15 protein-coding genes and 2 pseudogenes are annotated in these 16,747 nt (G+C 36.8%); 13 read left to right on the top strand and 4 right to left on the bottom strand.

Annotated features, from left to right (window positions below; all coding sequences use genetic code 11):
• Positions 1-95 precede the first annotated feature (95 nt).
• The 13 genes from AB1422_00285 (at position 96) to AB1422_00225 (ending at position 14,338) form a co-directional block, all read left to right on the top strand.
• Positions 96-233 carry a hypothetical protein gene (locus AB1422_00285; GenBank protein MEW6617786.1) on the top strand — a complete coding sequence of 46 codons (138 nt, stop codon included), beginning with the start codon at positions 96-98 and terminating at the stop codon, positions 231-233.
• Between the two features lie 82 nt (positions 234-315).
• Complete coding sequence (locus AB1422_00280) at positions 316-495, top strand: hypothetical protein (GenBank protein MEW6617785.1); 180 nt, start codon at positions 316-318, stop codon at positions 493-495.
• A gap of 65 nt (positions 496-560) precedes the next feature.
• On the top strand, positions 561-1,829 hold the full coding sequence (locus AB1422_00275; GenBank protein ID MEW6617784.1) for a ThiF family adenylyltransferase: 1,269 nt from the start codon (positions 561-563) through the stop codon (positions 1,827-1,829).
• Positions 1,830-1,849: 20 nt separating this feature from the next.
• Positions 1,850-2,497, top strand: coding sequence for a hypothetical protein (locus tag AB1422_00270; GenBank protein ID MEW6617783.1), 648 nt, complete (start codon positions 1,850-1,852; stop codon positions 2,495-2,497).
• A 24-nt stretch (positions 2,498-2,521) separates the two neighbouring features.
• A complete protein-coding gene (locus tag AB1422_00265; GenBank protein MEW6617782.1) occupies positions 2,522-3,637 on the top strand; it encodes a hypothetical protein in 1,116 nt (371 codons plus the stop codon).
• Positions 3,638-3,668: 31 nt separating this feature from the next.
• Positions 3,669-4,529: a hypothetical protein gene (locus AB1422_00260; protein ID MEW6617781.1), complete on the top strand. Its 861-nt coding sequence runs from the start codon at positions 3,669-3,671 to the stop codon at positions 4,527-4,529.
• 10 nt (positions 4,530-4,539) lie between these two features.
• Positions 4,540-6,432, top strand: a complete 1,893-nt coding sequence (locus AB1422_00255) for a Mov34/MPN/PAD-1 family protein (protein MEW6617780.1) — start codon at positions 4,540-4,542, stop codon at positions 6,430-6,432.
• Between the two features lie 188 nt (positions 6,433-6,620).
• On the top strand, positions 6,621-7,211 hold the full coding sequence (locus tag AB1422_00250) for a hypothetical protein (protein ID MEW6617779.1): 591 nt from the start codon (positions 6,621-6,623) through the stop codon (positions 7,209-7,211).
• A 297-nt stretch (positions 7,212-7,508) separates the two neighbouring features.
• Positions 7,509-9,245 (top strand): hypothetical protein, encoded by a 1,737-nt coding sequence (locus AB1422_00245; protein ID MEW6617778.1) that lies wholly within the window; start codon positions 7,509-7,511, stop codon positions 9,243-9,245.
• Between the two features lie 3 nt (positions 9,246-9,248).
• Entirely contained in the window at positions 9,249-11,255 is a 2,007-nt protein-coding gene (locus AB1422_00240; GenBank protein ID MEW6617777.1) for an ATP-binding protein, read from the top strand.
• A gap of 3 nt (positions 11,256-11,258) precedes the next feature.
• Positions 11,259-12,206 (top strand): FHA domain-containing protein, encoded by a 948-nt coding sequence (locus AB1422_00235; protein MEW6617776.1) that lies wholly within the window; start codon positions 11,259-11,261, stop codon positions 12,204-12,206.
• A gap of 6 nt (positions 12,207-12,212) precedes the next feature.
• Positions 12,213-14,051, top strand: a complete 1,839-nt coding sequence (locus AB1422_00230; protein MEW6617775.1) for a VWA domain-containing protein — start codon at positions 12,213-12,215, stop codon at positions 14,049-14,051.
• Between the two features lie 50 nt (positions 14,052-14,101).
• Entirely contained in the window at positions 14,102-14,338 is a 237-nt protein-coding gene (locus tag AB1422_00225) for a hypothetical protein (protein ID MEW6617774.1), read from the top strand.
• A gap of 1,216 nt (positions 14,339-15,554) precedes the next feature.
• Here AB1422_00225 and AB1422_00220 read toward each other — a convergent pair.
• The 4 genes and pseudogenes from AB1422_00220 to AB1422_00205 all read right to left on the bottom strand — a co-directional run bounded on the left by AB1422_00220 (position 15,555) and on the right by AB1422_00205 (position 16,588).
• Positions 15,555-15,688: pseudogene (locus AB1422_00220) on the bottom strand (type II toxin-antitoxin system HicA family toxin).
• Positions 15,688-15,898: pseudogene (locus tag AB1422_00215) on the bottom strand (type II toxin-antitoxin system HicB family antitoxin). Before AB1422_00215 ends, AB1422_00220 begins: the two co-directional pseudogenes overlap by 1 nt.
• Positions 15,899-16,070: 172 nt before the next feature.
• Positions 16,071-16,373, bottom strand: coding sequence for a type II toxin-antitoxin system RelE/ParE family toxin (locus AB1422_00210; GenBank protein MEW6617773.1), 303 nt, complete (start codon positions 16,371-16,373; stop codon positions 16,071-16,073).
• The gene (locus tag AB1422_00205) at positions 16,370-16,588 is read right to left on the bottom strand and encodes an addiction module protein (protein ID MEW6617772.1); all 219 of its coding nucleotides are present in this window, start codon (positions 16,586-16,588) and stop codon (positions 16,370-16,372) included. Before AB1422_00205 ends, AB1422_00210 begins: the two co-directional genes overlap by 4 nt.
• Positions 16,589-16,747: the final 159 nt, after the last annotated feature.

Raw genomic sequence — 16,747 nt, 5'->3', positions numbered from 1 at the left:
AGGTTGAAATAGTGTCCGAAAAGGAGATGTGGAGATTAAGGAGATAGGGAGATATTATTAAAAAAATTGAAATTAGTAGAAACTAATAGAAATTTATGGAAATTTGTTGTTTTCCACAATCAATTTCTACCTATTTCTATAAATTTCAATCTATTTCTATTATCTTATCTCCATATCGCCCTTATCTCCTTATCCTCTTTTTTACACCAAATCTGCATAAATTTCACTATTAGCGTTATTTTCAGATACCACCCAAAAAAGAAGATATTGAGGAAGCCCTGAAGAATATGCCAGGGGCTAAGAGATGGTTTTATAATGGTTCCTGGCATGGAAGATGATACCCGTCGTAGTTCTCACCTGCTTTTTAGTTCTTTCTTTTATGACCTTTCAATTACCTTCCGTGGGATAAGTGTGTCCAAAATCACTATTGGCAATGTCCATTTTTATGATTTTGTCCTAATCGAGCAGATTTTCGATACTAATTTTTGGATTTAAAAAGCCGAATTTTTTGTTGACAAAGGACAAAATTTGTGGTAAAATATTTTCATAATGAGGCACAAATGGATATAATACCCAAAACACTCAAAAAGCAAATTTCTATCAGTAAAAAAGATAAAGAGGATGAGGATAAAGAAAGATATTCTAGATTAGAAACTATCCACGGGTGGAAACAAGGTGTGGTTAAGAATAGTACGGCTCTGATAGGTGGAGTAGGAGCCATTGGCAATGAAGTGGCTAAAAACTTAGCTCTTATTGGCTGTGGTAAGATTTTACTTGTTGATAAGGAAATTATAGAGCTCTCTAATTTAACCAGGTCTATAATGTTTCGCCAAAGAGATATTGGCCGTTCTAAAGTAGAGGTAGTAGCTGAGCAAATAAAGGAAGTTAATCCTGATGTTAAAGTAGCTACTTTTCATGGGAATATTGCTTCACTTGGTTTAGGAGTATTGCGTAGAATGGACCTTATTTTTTGTGATTTTGACAGCCGCCTGCCCCGTATTATTTTAAACGATGCCTGTATCCGGGTTAAAAAACCATGGATTGATGCCGGGTTAAATGATGTTAATGTCTTACGGGGAGCAGTAACAGTTTTTGATGTTCCTGCAGGAGCTTGTTATGCTTGTTCTCTATCATCAGAGATGGTAAAGGAGATTCTGGAAAAAGGAACAGGCAGAGGGGTTATCTGCGCTGAAATTGAGAGAGAATCTGAAAAAAGAGGATTTGTCCCTTCTACACCTATGATGGCTTCTCTTATTGGTGCTCTTCAGGTACAAGAAGGACTTAAAATTTTAATGAATAATGAAGAAATAACACCATTATTGAATAAGATTATTCACATAGATACACAAGACCATAAAATGGAAGTATTTACTCGTCGCCGTAACCCAAAGTGTCTTATTCATCAAATTCGTTCCCCTATCCCAGAAAAAGATATAATTGAGGTTAAAGAGTTTAACTCTAATTCTACCACTATTGGCGAGTTACTTGAAAAAGTTAAAAAGGATTTGGGTAAGAAGGCAAGAATTAGTCTTTGGTATGATTTGGTAATCTCTGCCTCCTGTCCTAATTGCAAAAAGACTGAGAAGGTTTATCAATCCCCGTATGTATTTATAGAGCATCAAAGTTGCTCTCATTGTGGGACACCTCAAGAAATAGCTAAGTCTGTGAGTGAGTTAGATGAAAATGTTGATTTCCTTAATTTGACCTTAACACAAGGAGGACTGCGTCAACTGGATATCTTAGAGGCAGTAATAGATGATGGAAAGAAAAGTATAAGTAAATTCTATGAATTGACTGGTGATGAAATGGAGGTTATGAATTTTGAATGAAAAGGAGAAAAAATCTGTTCATGAGAAGATTAAAACAGAATATGGATAAGATTAGAAATTTTGGTGTTTCAGGAGTGATAAGCTTATTTGGTGCAATATTAGGAGGGATACTCTTTTGGGTGAAGGTTCCATGGATAGTATTTGGTATTCTCCAATTTGTAGTAGGATGTGTTATTGCTCTTCTACTGAGGTCGGTTCAAAGGTGGAGACTTCTAACTGTTCTAGTGCAAGGTATAGGTTGTGGAATAGGAAATTTTCTATTGTTCTTTTATTTGATTCTACAAATCTCTCAAGTAGAATTAAACAAATTCATTGATGAGCATTCTCTGATTTTAATAGCAAGTGCGGTAGGAGTAATAATAGGGGTGCTCACGATTATATTTTTCCCAGCGTATGGTAAAAAAGATAAAGTAGTCAGAACAGCTATTCCATCTACTCAATTTGAACCTATACCAGAGGCACTTGGTAATACTCTATTGATACCTAACTATATATGTCCACTCTGTCGAAGAAATAGTGGAAGCGATGGACAGAGCTTGGACTTAAGAAAGTGCCCTAACTGTGATACTATCTTATGTATAGATTGTTGGGGAGTACCTAATCGCTGGAGATGCCTCAATCCTGAGTGCAAAATTAATCTCAGAAGTTATAAAAAGACGAAGAGTTAAAGGAAAGAAGAGGAGGTATAAGAAATGAATTTATTCCCTAATATATACACCTATGAAGGTAATTGGAAGATAATACAAGAAGATAAACTGTGCCAGTGGATTGAGTTGTTGCAAGGTCAACCATCACTTTTTAGACAAAGAAGAGGGTTTCCATCAAATACCTCTTTGAAAGACATAAAAACACAACTTTTAGCTGAAATTAAGTGGAGAGAAGCGCAAACTAATGTAGCTGTTTTTTCTCCCAACCGTAATTCCTGGGGTATTGTTAAAAATCTAAAACTCTCTCTTGAACAATTAAGGGGACATCATGAAAATCTTCTATTGATTAAAAGCCCTGATGTAGTTGAGATCCTTAATTGGACTAGCAAAGATAGGCAGGGGGAAAAATTTTCATTATATTTCCCTACGGATGGAAGGTATCCTATCTATTCTCTGTATCAATATCTACAACAAGATGTTAAGTGGAATAATTTCATTTTAGTTAAGGGTAGAAAACAATTACTTCAAGCACAAGACCCTACTCCATTTGTTTTAGAAGAAGGGGAGAGTATTACTGCATACCCTATGTCTATTAAAATGAAGATAACTACATTTGGAGAAAAAGGAGGAGTGGAGATTGATGTAGATTGTCTTCAGCCCGTAAGTCAAATATTTAACCATCCTGACTTCCTAAGATTAACAAATGAAGTATGGAATAAGGGAGAGGCATCTCGAATAACAGATTATCGGTTAGTTCATCCAGAGAAAAGAATTTGGATAGACAACGAAAAGCGACTCTACGAACAGAATATCTTTCCTTGTGAAGAATTAGTTCTTCGACCTATCGTTACAGTATTTGCTGTTTCATTTCTGTTTGCTCAGTTGAAACTATATTCAGGACGGCTGCCAGCAGATGTATCAATAGTAGATTTATTACCAGTTTTTATCCCTGAAATAAAAGAGGTGGGCAATAACTACTGCGTATTACCAATTAATCCCGCTTTGATAAAGAGAATAGCAGAAAGAAAACTCAGCATAAAGAAAACGGAAACTCTTCTGGATTTGGAGCCAACAAATGGTATCTTGATAATCTTCTTAATGAGAGAAATGGGGAAGATTGAAGAGGATTTTCCTGCTTATTCCGTTCAAAAGTCAAGTTAAAGTCTAATCTTCTGAAGGAGGTGTATCACTAATGATTAATAATTTTATTTTTGTAGTAACTACACCAAAAGGTCAGCAGGAGTATAGTGTAGAAGTGGATGATGAGACATCTTTGATAGATGTCTTGAGAGACCTTATCAGAACCTCTCAAGGAACAGAATATCCTATCCGTCTCTATGATGAAAAGGGACAAGAGGTTCAGTACTCTGTTTTCTGGAATCAAGAGGAGCTCTTTCTTGATAATAGTTTGTCAAACATGGGTGTCCCACCAGGAAGTGTTATTTCAGTATATGACCCATCAGAAGTAGCTGCCTATGAGAACACGAACCGGGTTCAAGAAGACCGGGCTGGATTATTACGGTTAGCAACGGCTAATCCTGAACATCTAAGAGTGAAGGGGCTATCTCCAGGAGAGATTGAAATTATTTTGATGAAGATAAAGGGAATTAGTGGATTAGACGATAAGAAAGAACCAATAATAAAGGAAGATGAACATATTCTTAGATTAACATTGTCACGAGATTATCCTATTCTTCGACCAGTTGTAATCGCGGTAACCGATATTTTTCATCCTAATGCCAATATGGATAAGAAAAGGGATGTATGCTTATTCTTCGAATGGTATCCACTGGACAGTAACTTGATTTATGCCTGTGTCCAGTGTTGTAAATTGATACAATATTGGTCTGTAAACCTCGATGATGACCACCCGAGGATGAATCTTAAAGCCAAAGAATGGTATTTGGCTTATAAAGAGAAACATCCTGACTTCTTTCCTTTAAGTAGAGTAGGGCTGACACTTCCTTTAAAACTAGGAGAGAAAAGGGTCAAAATAGTATTGCACAAGGATTCATCAGAGAAATCTACTAAAAAGCAAAGTCTTGAAATATAAGAGGTGAAGTATGGACTTGAAGGAAAAGGAAGAAAATTGGTTACAAAGAAGATTAGAACAGTGGGAACATAAAATAGGATCTATACAACCTTCTATTCCCAGACAGAGTCAAGTATCTTCTCAATCAGCTATGTCACCTCCCCCTGAGAAAGAAAAAGAATTGGGTAAAGAGAAAGAGAACCAAAATGTTACTAATCTACGAATAAAAGGGATACGAAATAGTAAGGAGACAGAGATAAGTGGCGAGACGATTCCCTGGCAGGTATCCAATTCTCCAGTAGAAATTTTTTGTGTGAAGAGGGTCTACAAAAAAATCTTTTTTCAATCTCAAGAAAAAATTCCTAATGAAACAGGAGGAATTTTGTTAGGGTATGTGCCTCCTCCAGTAAAGAAAATGGGAAGAGAAACATATATGGTTCATATTGAGGAAGCCATTCCTATGAAGTATGACAATGCCAGATACGACCACTTTGTCTTTACCCCTCAAGAAAAAAATAGGGTAAAAAACCTACAACAAGAGAAGTATTCACATCTTAAACAAGTGGGTTGGTATCATAGTCATCCAAGTCACGATATCTCACTCTCTCCTCCTGACCGAGAGTTAGCGAAAACCAATTTTATGCAGCCCTGGCATGTAGCTTTGGTTATTCAACCTAAAAAGAAGACAGCAGGATACTTTATCTGGGAAAATGATAGGTTAGACTCAGAATGTAGAGCTGAATTTTATCTGGATGACTATTCCCCTTGCATGGATAACTATTCAACTCGCAGAGTTAATAATATTCCTACAAAAGGACAAAATCGGCAATCTAATGAGAAAACTGAACCTCAATACCGTCCTAAAAAACCTAATCCAATTAAAAAAATTTGGGGTGAGCTTATTGAATCTCTGGAGGAAATTACTTTCCAGGATGTGATGGAAATAATCCTTTGGTGTGGAATGATTGTAATGGCTGTCATCTTTATCTACCTTATCTTCCTTATGTTCCAACCTGTTGAAATCCCTAGTGAACGGCCTGTTGAATTCCCTCAAGAAAAAAAGGATAATCTAAGTAATCCAGTCTCTAATGATATATTTGATATATTGCGCCCCGAACTATCTAAAGATGGATTAGTTGTAAAATGGGAGTTGAAAGGAGTAGATGAAAAAGAAATCAAAGACGGAATTTTAAAGAGAACATCATCTAATGAGCATGATAAATCACTAACCCTTAGTCATCAAGAGATAATTAATGGGCAGTATAAAGATACAGATGTCTTACCGGGAAAAGACTACAAATATACTTTAACACTCAAGTTACAAAATGATAAATCTTATACGAAAGAGTTTTCGTCACCAATACCACAGGAACCAATACCACCTAAACTAGAAGCACCTACGGGATTCAACGCTGAGCTGGAAAAAGATGGCAAAATTGTGATTTTGAAATGGAATGATAATTTAGATAGTTCCGTTAAATATTATGAAATTCAGGTAAAAGTGGGAGAGGAGGATTTTAAAAAACTAAAAGATATATATTCGTGGAATTCAAAAGAATATAGCGATGAGTGGTCACCAAAACAAAAGAAAAACCTTATGTATAAAATTAGAACTATTGGCTGTAATGATGAAAAGGGGGAGTGGAGTAAGGTGGTTAAGGTTACAATCCAAGAAGAAAGAAAGAAGGGCCAGCAAAATAATTGGAATACAAACACAAGAAAGAGAGAAAAGGAAGATAAAAAAAAAGGTCCAACCGTAAAAAAGGATGAGGGTTCACCTCAACAACCACTTCAACCAAGTGTAAAAAAAGAAGAAATGTCTAATCCATCAGATGTAAATAAGGAAGACCAGTCGTTACAGAATGTCGATAGTGGTGAAGAGGGGGTAAGGAGAAATGAAGGTTTGAAAGAAGAAAACAAATGAGTAGGGCAGAATGGGCAGAGGTAACAGATTGACGAAAATCCTTGAGTATAGAATTAGAGCTATTGACTATAATGAGAGAAAGGGTAAGTGGAGTGAGGTAGCTAAGGTTACAATCACCAAATTGGATAATTTCATAGGAGGATAAATGTGGGTGGAACGATGCCGTTCTATTTAATGGAGATAATCACATGCAAAATAGTTCGAGTGTGAAAATAAAAGATATACGGGTACGAAGAAAAAGAAAACCAACTCCTGTTTCTAATATGAGTAGGACCCCATCGCTCTTATTAGGAGGACAGGAAAAAGAGATTCGACAATTACATACTGAAATAGAACGCTATAAGGCTGAAATAAAAAATCTAACTACTCAAAATCGTTCTTTAAATAGTCAGATTACTATACTACAGACACAACATAGGCAAGAAATAAATAGCCTTCAATTTGAACTTAATGAAGTTCAGCGGAGATTAAAAGAAAAGGAAGGTTTAATCTCTCAAAAAGCAAAGGAGAATGAAATCTTATCTCAAAAACTTCAACAAAGTGAAGAACAAAATCACCAGAAAGCAGATAAGGTAAAAGAAATAGAAGAAATACTTAAGAAAGTGAATGCAGATAAGGAGAGTTTACAGAAGGTCAATAATGAACTTGTAGATGAGTGTAACAAACTGAAGACAGAAAATGAAAACTTGAAAAAGCAAATCAAAGACTTAAATGATGAAGTTAAAAATTTGAAGAACAGGATGAGGATTTCTCAAGAGGCAACAAAAGGAGCTTTATAAAATTTGTCCACCTGTGCGGTTAGGGTGAGAAAAAGAATACACAGGTCGCTCCTCTGGAGCTAATTATGTTGTAAGGATATAATCTTTCTACAAACAGACCGCTCCTCTGGAGCTAATATAAATAAAGCTCCGTAGGAGCAATCTGTTTGTAGCATTCCGCAAAAGCAATATGTTTGTAGCTCCGTAGGAGCGACCTGTTTGTAGCATTGAATATCTGCTTCTTGCATTTTATTTGAACCTAACCGCACAGGTCGAAATTTGTTGAATAATCAAGATGTAGTTTAAAGGAGAATACCAATGAGTAGTGCAGGGGGAGCAGATGTAATAGGAATTTGTTTAGGGGCAGCAGTAAGCGGAGTTTATTATGGTGCCAAAGGATTGGTTTTTTGTGGTTGTAAGTTATATGAAGTAGTTAATAACACCGCTCAAGAGATAGCTCAGAAACGAAGAGAAAAAGTAAAAAAGATGCTTGAGAAAGAAAAACAGAGAGTTACTAAATTAATTAAAGAACATCAGAAAAAAGCAGAAGTTATCAAAAAAGAGCGAGGAAAAGATAAAAAATTACGATTTCAGACTCATAAACAGGCTATTAAAGAGCAACAGGAGATTGAACAAAGAAGACAGAAATATCTCCAGCAAGAAAAGCAATTTAGGGAAGAATTGAAATTTTTAGGCCAGGAGGCTGAGGAAAGAACAGCTAAACAAATAATTTCAATGAATTGGCAAGAAGTGGATTTTATGTTAGAAAAAGTTCAGAGATTGCCATTTGTAGAAAAAGAGGCAATAGATAGGATAGTTAATATTGAACAGCGAGGAAAAGAGAATTTAGAGAGAGGAGAATTTCCATCTTCTTATAGTCTTGCAGAAGAAGCCTTAAGTGTGCTTCAAGAGACAATGAAGAAAGCTTATGTTCTTCAGGAACAGCACTATCAGCAGACAGAGAAAATTCATGAAATGATAATGAAAGCGGAGTTGGATTTATTAGAAACAGAGACAATTGCAGGTTCTTTTCCTTCTAATAATCAACAGGAGATTAGCAGAATAGAAGATGAGATTAGAGATATAACCACTAATTGGAAAGACCAGAATTACACGATAGTTTGGCAGCACATGGAAGATATAACTAAACATTTGTCTAACTTAAGTAATAGGTTGAGGATAGAAAAAGAAACCTGGGAAAAAAGAACAAACCAGATTCAAATAGATTTTGATAAAGCTGTAGAAGATGCTGAGATTATTATAGAAATGTTAGAAAAGAGTGAAGAAGAGTCACTTCAATCTGTTAGAGAGATTGTTAGACTTACTTTGAAAGACAACTTTGAGGAAGCAAAACAGACTTTAGCTGAAGCTCAAGAGATGTTTCGCACTGGTAGATTAGATGATGCTCTGTCCCAGGCAAAATATGCTCAGGAGAAATTTAATCAGATTAAAGAAAAGGCAATTAATACCCTCAATCAAAATCTTCAGGCACATATTAGTCAAAAGATAGAAGAGGTATTTCAAATAATGAAATATACAGAAATTGAAAAGTCTGAAATAAAAGAGCGAATATATTACAAAGCTATAAAAGGAGAGAAAATTTTTAGGGTCAATGTTTCCGCGGAGGGAGAAATTTTGTATGACCTCGATGGGTTTAAATCCGATGAGGCAGGTCAGGCTACCTGTCTACCCGAGTTACAGCATTTTTTTGATGAGTTAAAAAATCGAGGCATATACTTAAATTATAAGGTAACTGGCGTAAAAGAAGGAACAGGAACAATTCCACAACTTATTCAAGATGAGCGAACTTTGCAAGATATAGTAGTAGATAGAATATTACTATCACTCCACCAAATGGGCTATGATAAGATAGAAATAGAAACTATTGGTAAAAATAAGGTTATCAAAACTTTTTCGATTGAGGGTAAAGGGATTGTAGAGGTAGATACCCAAGGTGAAGTTTGTATCTCCCCACATTTTGTAGAACTTTTAGAAGAAACTATTCCTACCTCTATGGTTAAACAAATTAGTCCTCAAGAAAAAGAAAGGAGTTAATTAATGTCAGAAACTAATATTATAGAGAATTGGGAATCTCCTGCCTGGCTGGAAGAACTTAATAATGTCTATAATGCTAATGCCTCTCATATGTTTCTTCTCTACTTTAATGTGAATGATTTTATCTATGTGCCAGGAAAAGGTAAATTATCCTTGCGTGAATTTTTAACCATGCGACTGGCATTAAAGTATGATATTATCTTATTCTATTGCCAGTCAGCTGGAATTACCTATCCAGAGGGTTTAGTGCCAAAAAAAGACATACTTAAACGATTTGCTCTACCTATTTTTGGTGCTGGTGAGGAAGAAGAACCAGAAAAATCTGATGAAGAAAGACTAAAAAACCTTTCAACAGAGTCACGCAAAGTTGTTGAAGGATTTGGGAGGCAAGCTAGGCAATCCCAGGATGAAACATTCAGAGACCCTAAGAAAGTCTTTCCTAATTTTGAACATCTTCTGTTACAAAAGGAACATCGCACTGCCATCGTTATCGAATATGTAGATAAATTGCTGCCTGCAGGGACTCAAGATAAAGATGCTATTATCTTGATTGAGACATTACAGCGGTGGGCTTCGAACTATAAGATTAGACAGGATACTGGTAACATAGTTCTATTAGTAACTCCAAATCTTGGTGCAGTCCATCCAGACATCTATTCTCATTATGGCTGTAAGGCTATTAAAATAGATCGACCAGATGCAAAAACACGATTGGCATTTCTAAGATTTCTTTCCTCTGAAAAGAAAAATATGCCAGAAGAAAAAAGTTCTCCCTCTTCAGAAGAAGTTTCAACATCAGAGAAGGAAAAGGTGCCAGGTGAAGATATTCCCACTTTAGAAGAGGTTGTGAAGGCATTAGAAGAAATTAAGCCTAAAATAAAATTAGAAGAAGGGACTACATTGGAAGGACTGGCTGAAATAACCGCAGGGTTTAACCTTAAAGATTTAGATTATCTTTTTAACTCTGCTAAAGCTCTGGGAATTAATGTAAGTTATGATTTAGTGAAAGAGAAGAAGAAGGAAATTATTGAAGCAGAAAGTAATAACTTGTTAGAAGTGATGGAGCCAAAACATGGCTTTGACTCGATAGGTGGTTTGGACCATGTGAAGAAATTTCTTGAGGAGAAAGTGGCTGATATAAAACGATATTTTGAGCAAAAAAAAGAGATAAAAGACGATAATATCCTTTTAGACATAGTAGAATTACTTCCTAAGGGAATTTTGTTAGTTGGTCCTCCAGGGACTGGTAAAACTATTCTGGCAGAAGCACTGGCTAAAGAGGCAACGATGAACTTAGTGAAAATGAAGGACATACGCAGTATGTGGGTAGGAGAAAGTGAACGGAATCTTTCTAAGGTATTTGATATTTTACTAGCACTGTCACCAGTAGTAGTATTTGTAGATGAAGTTGATCAAGCTTTTGGTTCTCGGATGACAGATAGTCGAGATAGTGGAGTAAGCCAGCGTATTTTTGCTAAGATATTAACATTTATGTCGGATAATTCTAATCGAGGTAAGATAATTTGGGTAGCCGCAACTAATCGACCAGATGTTCTGGACCAGGCTATGCTTCGTCGATTTGATAAGGTTATACCCCTTTTACCCCCAGATAAGGAGGATAGAAAGAGTATCTTTGAAGTGATGGAAAAGAAGGTAAAAATAGAATATGATGATGGTATTGACTTTGATTTTGTAACCGTTGAGACAGAAGGTTTGACTGGTTCCGCTATTGAGGTCATTGTAAGACGCGCGGCTGAATATGCAAAGACCAAAAAGGTAAATATAGACCATTTGAAAAATGCTATTGCTGATTTTAAACCAAATCATGACCCCCTTATCTATGATTATCAATCGCTTTTGGCTCTTGAGGCAACTAATTTTTACAGTATGCTTCCTCTTACAATGCCTCAATGGTTGAGTGAAATTATAGAAGAAGTCAAAAGAACAAAGACTAATGCTCCCTTAAGACAAAAAATAAGGGAATTAGAAGCACAAATAAGAGGTGTATAAAAGATGACTTTTTTTAGAAGTATATACTATTTTGGAGTTACAGGTTGTCTGGCAGGACTCTTGGGCTGGTTTACCTCGTGTTGGATAGTTGACCTTTCATTTTCTCCACTAATTACCGCTGTTGCTGTGGGTTGTCTGGTAGGAATATTCATTGGTTCTTTTGTTTGTGCCCTTGAAAGAATTATGGATTCAGGTATTACTACCTGTCTTGGTGATTTCCTATTGGGAGCGTTAACTGGAATCATTGGTGGTAGTTTAGGTGGAGTAGTATTTTTCTATCTGTATGAAGCAACCAAAGATACAATTCCATATTTTGGAAGAATGTTTGGATGGTCCACCTTAGGTGTTTTAGTAAGTATAGCAGAGGCGATAAGATGGAGGTCAATGCGGCGGGCACTTAATGGACTTCTGGGTGGAGCTATTGGAGGATTGATAGGAGGTTTTATACATCACTTTCTGGGTACCATATTTGGTCCAACTGTCTCTATGGCATGGGGAATTACTATTCTGGGAGCATCTATTGCTTCAGGAGTAAGTTTTGCTTGTATCTTGGGGTCAGATGCTTATTTGCAAGGGGTAGAAGGGAATAAATCATCAAAGTATGGCGAGCAATATAAAAAGTCTCTCTACCGTGACGCTCGAAATATTATTGGTAGTGGAGACCCAGGTAGATTTTCCTCAAAGGCTAACATTCAAATAGTCGGAGATGAACTTATTGATTCCCTTCATGCAACAATCTCTTGGGAAGGAAGACAGTTTTTTATCTCACCTTATGAGCTACCAAATCAAGGAGAGGAAACTTATGTAAATGGTCATAAAATTGATAGAAAGCAACAGCTTCAACATGGAGACCTTATTTGTTTGGGCAGTAGCTGCTTTAGATTTCTGAAAGTAAGAAGTTCGTCAGGTGATTCTTCAAATCTTCCTCCAAGAGAACAAATTAGGAGGTGAAGAAAGATGTTTTTGAGAAGGAAAACTAGTTTAATATTAATGGTGATGCTTTTTATGATGATTAATCGATGTTTAGCTGAGGAAATCTCATCAGTTCATTTGCGACAAATGAAAATGGATAACTGTCCTCATGGGAAAGCTTATGTCTCCGTTCTTAATGAGGAGAAAAAGCCTTATAGTGAAAAATTAGTCAAAGAAGATTTTACTCTTTTTGAAAATGGTAAGAACATAGGAACTCCCGAGGAGATAACTATTATCGGAGAAAGTAATACTCCATTGATTGCAGTATTGGCAATAGATACAAGTGGAAGTATGGCTAATGATAGTGGTCAAGGGAAGAGAAAAATAGATGCTGCTAAAGAATCAGCTTATCATTTTATTGAAAATATGCGGGACTACGATAAAGTAGCAATAATGGCTTTTAATAGTTATGTACCTGAAGTTTCTAGGATAGTATTCTATTCTGATAAGGAAAAACTGAAAAACCAAATAGAATTTCTTCAAGCAACAACTTATAACACAGCCCTATACTCTGCTACAATCAGAGCATTAGAATCTATATCACCACAAGGAGGGAGACAGATAGTTATTTTATTGACTGATGGAAAGAATGATGTTAGAGTTAGAGAAGGGGAAACAGGTTTGACAGATGTGAATCCAGTTTGTGAAAAGATTAAAGAGGTAAATATTCCTATTTATACTATAGGATTTGGAAATCCCCGATATAGAAATGATTCTGGTATAGATGAGAATATCTTGAAAGATTTTGCTTTTTTGTCTCATGGTGATTACTACTATGCTCCTTCAAGCGATAGACTTATTCAAATTTATCAAGATATACAATTAGGGGTTATTAAGGAGTATCAACTTGTTTTTAAAACTAATCTTGAATTGAAAAAATTGGTTGATGCTGTAGAATATAAGGTCCAACTTAGTAACAATGTACAGTCAGCCCCTTATAAGATTAATTTTTCTAATATTCCTGGTTTAATACTACCAGAAGATCCTGAAAAACGCAAGCAAATTCTTCATCAGGAAATTATACCTGAGAGACTGATAACTTTTACAATTATGTTAGGCATCATTATATTCTTTTACTTTCTTCCCCATATCTATACTTTACTGAGAGAACGATTAATACCTCCCATAGCACCTCCTGTTCGGAGACCTATAAGACATGGAGTTTCTTCTTCTGATGGAATCGGAGAACGACCATCCTATGGTCAACCTACTTATATATCAACCTCACCACAGGTAAGGAATTATCCACCTCCACCAGACCAATATCCACCGCCATATAGTGGCCCTCCTCAATGGGGTAGTCCACCTCCTCCGCCTTCAGGAACTTATTATGGACCTCAACCACCTCAACAACCAGTTTACTATCCACCTCCTCCACCGGGTCAGTATCCACCACAATACGGTGGCCCTCATCCATGGCCCCCTTATCCACCTCCATCACCACAACAACCACCTATAGCTCCACCACAGGATAGTGGTTCTGGACTTCGTATTAAAGGAATCCGCTCCCATCCTTCATCACCTCAACAGCCAACTCGAGGAAGAGGTTGGTCACAACAACCAGGTCAATATCCACCTCCATCAGGAGCAGGTGGATATTATCCGCCTCCGCCCCCTCAGCAACCAATAGGGGGAGTAAATTATCCGCAACAACCAGGTCAATATCCACCAGGGATAGGTGGGGTTCCTCCACAATGGGAACAGCCACCTTCTTCTCCAGATAAATTGAATCTATCTCAACAACCATCTGAAGAAGATAATTATTCCAAAGAAGACCATGAGTTGCTTTTACTTGAGGATGATGAAGATATTCAAACAAAGTAAATTCGGAAATACCTATTTTTGAAAGATGATTAACTTTGGAGAGAATGACAATGGAAAAACAGAAATCTTTTCAGCAAAAAAGAGGAGATAAAAACATATTATCGGGTGAAAACTTTAATCATAATCATTGTTTGCGCAGGTATGGTAAAAGAATTCTCACTGTAAGTGTAAGTTCTAATGGACAGGTTAATTTATGGGGTGAACAAAGGGAGATTGAAGAATTTTTACAAATATGTGCTTCCAATGGTTTAATATTGAATACTTCCTATCTCAGTCCATGTGGGTAACTTTTGCGGAGACAAAAGAGGTCGTTATATTACTAACTTGTACATAAAGATGGTGCGGCAAAAAGTCTTAAAGAATAGAAGAATCACCTAAGAGACAGAGGGGTAACTTTCTATAACAGGCTGATTAGACTACAGTTCTGCCGTGCTAACACACAGACAGGAATGATTTAAAAGAAATACTATAATAAAGAGTTATAAAGAGTGTTCCTTTTCCCGAGGTCCAGCTCGAAAATTTTATCAGGGAGAATAGGTATAAAAACAGTGTTTGGTTTTATAATTATCACATATTCGTTTGTTGCTATGGTTCTTTTTTATAGGAAAATTAAAAGAGACCCATACTGGATGAAGCCATTTTTGAGTGCCGTAGTAGTGATGAACCCGATTACTACACTTTTTCTACTGATAGGAAATTGATAATATGTAAAGACGGGCACCCTTGAATAGATTGACAGGTATGTTATACTGATATAACAAAATCTAAAATAAAAGGAAGCCCATCATGAAATATCTTGCGTTAGACCAACAATAGCAACTTTTGTTCTTATGGTGTCCCGTCTAAAGGACAATAAGATTCTTACCTGCATCGATATTAAAACAGAACAGATGAGTCTGATTAACTTTTGCTCATTATGGGAATATTTTACCAAAATCTTCGACCGGTGCAGGTAGAAAATTAAGGAAGATGCTCTGGGGCTTTGCCCAGACCCCATTGGAGAAACTCCCTTTCCCAATGGGGATGCCCCATCCCCCAAACCCCCTATACACTATCTGCTCTACAGGCTTAGTTGATTATTCCTGCAAGGTTATACTGAAAGAATGCTTTTTAATCATTCTCTTCTGGGGGGTAAAATCCCCCAGAAGAGAATGATTAGGAGGTATCCCTCAATACTACCTTATAGAATAACCCAAATAAGCTTCTATGGCAAACAGTATAAAGGGGGACTTTAGGATTGCAATCCCCCAGCAGGGGTTTGGGGACAGCGTCCCCAAAATATTATCCCTTTATTTCTAATTGCACAGGTGGAAAATATATCCTTTTTCTCACCCCTTTATTGTTGGGAGAGGCAGGTTTTTATTTTAGACCTGCCTCTCTCTACTGCTTGAATCTTATGAGTATTGAAATATTTCTGCATGTTCATTTCTTCCCTTGTATTATAGAATCCGGTAACTGTTCAGATGGTAATTTACCGCAGAGACGCAAGAGTTTGCAGAGAAGAACGGTTGTAGTCCGCCCCTCTGGATGTCGATACTGCTTATGCGAACCTCTTCTCTTTGACGCACTTCCACAAAGCCAATGGTTTCCAAGAGCGATACTACTTCATGAGGTTTAAGAATGGGATACTTGCTCATTAGGCAACCGCCACCATTTGTGTACCGATAAATTTGGTTTCAATTACTGGCTCACCGTCCTCAAACAGCATTTCAATAACTTCGCGAAGGTTTCTTTGTAATTCATCCAGTGTTTCTGCTTTGTGTGTAAGCACCTGGGAAGCCTGGCACATAGCCAATGTATAAACCAGATTCACGACACTTTTCAACAACCGCTGGAAAAGTCTTCATATTATCTACCTCCCTTGCAATTCTACGCCATGACGCATTTTGATTACATCTAACACTGAGTTCAGCGGCGGCGGGGAGAATCGCCACCAAACTTTATAAGCAAGACAAAACTTTGATAAACCACAAACTTTTGAAAAGCAGTTAGCTCCCCGCCGTCCGCTGCAACGACTGGTTAGATTCTTAATTTTAATCTGTCTTTTATCCATGCTGGATTTCGACGACAATCAAGCACTGCATATACCAGTACTGTTCTTTGTTCAATACGATAATAAATAGCAAAGGGAAAACGTTTAGATAGTGAACGATAATATCGTTCAAAATATATGGGATGAATGCCAGCATAAATCTGTAGTGAATCAATATCCGAAAACAATGTATCGAGAAAGTAACTACCAAGACCTTCTTGCTGTTTTTCGTAGAACCAGTAGCCTTCGATTAAATCCTGGGATGCCGATTCAAGAATTTTGATTTTCATGAAACAGACTCTTTTATTTTCCCTTTGGCATTCTCCCAATCAGTAAATTCCTCTACCCCTTTCTTTACTTTTTCTTCCCTTTGCTGGAGAACCTCCCCATGCCAGGGCGGAGAAGAGATTTCATCTGCCCTTCGGCATAGATCATCCCATATGTTCTCCATTGATAGAAGTTTTTCTGCTGTAGTCATTTGATCTAATGGAATAGTAATTACCATATTGTCACCTCCCGTTGAGTTTCTTTTATATTAGCTAACGATAAAGTTCAGGTGCGGCGGGGAGAATTACCACAAAAGTTTGATAGCAAGATAAAACTTTGAGAGACCACAAAACTCTGACCACGGCACAGTCCCCCGCCGTCAACTGCAACGCAGGGT

Source organism: bacterium (assembly GCA_040757115.1).
Taxonomy (GTDB): domain Bacteria; phylum UBA9089; class CG2-30-40-21; order CG2-30-40-21; family SBAY01; genus JBFLXS01.
This window is presented reverse-complemented; position numbering and strand designations above follow the sequence as displayed.